3 protein-coding genes are annotated in these 3448 nt (G+C 54.8%); all 3 read left to right on the plus strand.

Features of this window, described 5'->3' with window-relative positions:
- The first annotated feature begins 186 nt into the window (after nucleotides 1-186).
- Nucleotides 187-1092: a sulfate adenylyltransferase subunit CysD gene (gene cysD / locus ENN66_03850; GenBank protein ID HDS15740.1), complete on the plus strand. Its 906-nt coding sequence runs from the start codon at nucleotides 187-189 to the stop codon at nucleotides 1090-1092.
- The gene (gene cysN / locus ENN66_03855) at nucleotides 1092-2978 is read left to right on the plus strand and encodes a sulfate adenylyltransferase subunit CysN (protein HDS15741.1); all 1887 of its coding nucleotides are present in this window, start codon (nucleotides 1092-1094) and stop codon (nucleotides 2976-2978) included. The genes cysD and cysN overlap by 1 nt, the downstream gene beginning before the upstream one ends.
- A 262-nt stretch (nucleotides 2979-3240) precedes the next feature.
- The coding region (locus tag ENN66_03860; protein HDS15742.1) for an IS66 family transposase at nucleotides 3241-3448 on the plus strand (208 nt) is incomplete at its 3' end.

Below are 3448 nucleotides of genomic sequence, written 5' to 3' on the forward strand. Positions count from 1 at the left end.
AAAAAATCAAACCGGCGGACTGAATAAGGAGCTTCGAAGCGAAAAACAACCAAGATTAGGTCGCTTATGGCCTCGAAATTCTCTGTGAATTAAAAAAAACGCTTTGTCGCAACACCTTTTTGTTATAAAAAACTGTTGAAAAAACAAGAAAACAACCTGTAAGGCCACTAAAAGGTTTTGCTCCCCATGTCCGAAACTTTAACCCATCTTCAGCTGCTCGAAGCCGAGAGCATCCATATCATGCGCGAGGTGGCCGCCGAATTCCGCAACCCGGTGATGCTCTATTCGATCGGCAAGGATTCGGCGGTGATGCTGCACCTGGCCCGGAAGGCCTTTTATCCCGGCCGGATTCCCTTTCCCCTGATGCATGTCGATACGACCTGGAAATTTCGCGAGATGATTACCTTCCGCGAGCGTATGCGCAGCGAGCACGGCTTTGATCTTTTAGTCTATACCAACGAAGACGGCGTGCGCCGGGACATCAACCCTTTCACCCACGGCTCGGCTCTCTACACCGATATCATGAAAACCGAGGCTTTAAAGCAGGCTCTCGACAAATACGGTTTCGACGCCGCTTTCGGCGGCGCCCGGCGCGACGAGGAAAAATCGCGGGCCAAGGAACGCATCTTTTCTTTTCGTACCGCCAGCCACCGCTGGGATCCCAAAAATCAACGGCCCGAACTTTGGAACCTCTACAACACCCGGGTCAAGCCCGGCGAAAGCATTCGCGTTTTTCCGCTTTCCAACTGGACCGAACTCGATGTCTGGCAATATATCTATCAGGAACAGATCCCCATCGTGCCGCTCTATTTCGCCGCCGAACGCCCGGTGGTCGAGCGCGACGGGATGCTGATTTTAGTCGATGACGACCGTCTGAAACTGGCGCCCGGCGAAGAAATCCGGTACAAAGTCGTGCGTTTTCGTACCCTGGGCTGTTATCCTTTGACCGGGGCCATCGAATCGGTTGCCGTCACTCTGGAGGAAATCGTGCGCGAAATGTTGCTGGCCCGGACCTCCGAACGCCAGGGTCGGCTCATTGATTTCGATACCGCCGGCTCCATGGAGCGCAAGAAACAGGAAGGCTATTTCTGATGTCGCAGTTATCCCGCAGCGCCTCAATCGAAGAAATCCGCGCCTATCTTGCCGGTCAGCAGAACAAGGACATGCTGCGCTTTATCACCTGCGGCAGCGTTGACGACGGCAAAAGCACCCTGATCGGCCGTTTGCTCTGGGACTCGAAACTGATCTTCGAAGACCAGCTCGCCGCCCTCGAAGCCGACAGTCGTCGCCAGGGCACCCAGGGCGATAATATCGATTATGCCCTGCTTCTCGACGGCCTGATGGCCGAGCGTGAGCAGGGAATTACCATCGACGTGGCCTATCGCTTTTTTGCCACCGATAAACGCAAATTTATCGTCGCCGATACCCCCGGCCACGAACAATATACCCGCAACATGGTCACCGGGGCCTCGACCGCCCGAGCGGCGGTGATTCTCGTCGATGCCCGCAAAGGCATCCTCCCCCAGACCCGGCGCCACAGTATCCTGGTTTCATTGATGGGGATTCGCGCCGTCGTCCTGGCGGTCAATAAAATGGATCTGGTTGATTTCTCTGCCGAGGCTTTTGCCGTCCTGCACGAAGCCTACGCCGATTTTGCCCGTCAGCTTGATTTTGACGAAATCGCCGCTATCCCGGTATCGGCCCTGAAGGGCGACAACATCATCACCGCCAGTACGCAGATGCCCTGGTACCGTGGTTCCACGCTGCTGGCCTGGCTTGAGACCGTAAACGTGGCTGATGACCTTGGCGACAAATTTTTTCGCCTGCCGGTGCAGTTGGTCAACCGCCCGGATCATCAGTTTCGTGGGTTTTCCGGCACCATCGCCGCCGGCCGGGTTGGCGTCGGCGACCAGGTTGCCGTGGCCGCTTCCGGGCAGATCAGCCGGGTGAGTCGGATTGTCACCTTCGACGGCGATCGGGAAAAGGCTGGCGCCCGGGAAGCGGTGACTCTGGTTCTGGAGGATGAAATCGACATCAGCCGCGGGGATCTGCTGGTCGATGCTGGGAACCGGTCTGAATATGCCGACCAGTTCCAGGCCCGGCTGGTCTGGATGCATGAGGAACCCCTGCTTCCCGGCCGCGGCTATTTTCTCAAAACCGGTACGGCCACGGTTACCGCCCAGGTGACCGAATTAAAATATAAACTCAACATCAAATCCCTGGAGCACCAGGCTGCCAAAACCCTGAAACTCAATGAAATCGGGGTCTGCAATCTCGCTCTCGACCGCCCGGTGCCCGCCGATCCCTACACGGAGAACCGGTCCACTGGCAGCTTTATTCTGATCGATAAATTCAGCCATGCCACGGTCGGCGCCGGGATGATCGATTACGCCCTGCGCCGGGCCACCAACATCCATTGGCAGGCTGTGGATCTGAACAAGCAGACCCGGGCCGCGGCTCTGAACCAGCAGCCGGCGGTGTGGTGGTTTACTGGTCTCTCGGGCTCGGGGAAATCGACGATTGCCAATCTCGTGGAAAAGAAACTGCACTCAATGGGCCGCCACACCTATCTCCTCGACGGTGACAACGTGCGCCACGGTCTCAATCGCGACTTGGGCTTTACCGATGCCGATCGGGTCGAAAACATTCGCCGGGTGGCCGAGGTGGCCAAACTCTTCGTCGATGCCGGGATGATCGTGCTGGTTTCTTTCATCTCGCCGTTCCGCAGCGAACGCCAGCTCGCTCGCTCGCTTTTCGAACCCGGTGAATTCTATGAAATCTACGTCGATACGCCGCTGGAAATCTGCGAGCAGCGCGATGTCAAAGGTCTCTATCGCAAAGCCCGCAGCGGACAGCTGATCAACTTTACCGGCGTGGACTCGCCTTACGAGCCCCCGGAAAACCCGGAATTTGTAGCCTCCGCCGGTCGGCGGTCGGCGGAGGAACTTGCGGAAAGGATTGTTGAAAAACTGGGGTAATTATTCAGCAAAAAAAACTGCTAAATCTAAAAAAACTTGACTCGGGTTTTGGCCATTTTTTTCGATTTTTGGTTTGCCCAAACAAGTCATCATATTTTGGCTGCAGGAAGTCTGTGTTGAACTGATACTGCAGTCTTTCCCAGCACACATAGCTTCTTGCCCGGCGCCAAAATTTAAAGTCCCGTAAAATCGATTATATTGAGCGAAATTTTGCTTTTAAAACCTGTGTTATAATGCTTCCACAACACAGGGAGAAAATCGAATGACAATTGAAAATATCGATATCCAGGCAACCATCGAAAAAGTACAGGCCCTGATTCGGGACGAAGAACAAATGCCGCCATCAGCCGATCCCTTGAGGAAACGGCAGCCCCGGAAAAAAAGAAACAAAAAACCCGGTGGCCAAAATGGTAGAGTTGGAGTTACGTTTGAAAGGGTCGATGATCCGGACATCATTGAAGATATCAAGG

The sequence above is a fragment of the Pseudomonadota bacterium genome (assembly GCA_011049115.1).
Taxonomy (GTDB): Bacteria; Desulfobacterota; Anaeroferrophillalia; order Anaeroferrophillales; family Tharpellaceae; genus DSCM01.

What these genes read in the sequence shown, in the direction of transcription:
- cysN (HDS15741.1), top strand. Translation starts at nt 1,092, where the DNA reads ATGTCGCAGTTATCCCGCAGCGCCTCAATCGAAGAAATCCGCGCCTAT.
- cysD (HDS15740.1), top strand. Translation starts at nt 187, where the DNA reads ATGTCCGAAACTTTAACCCATCTTCAGCTGCTCGAAGCCGAGAGCATC.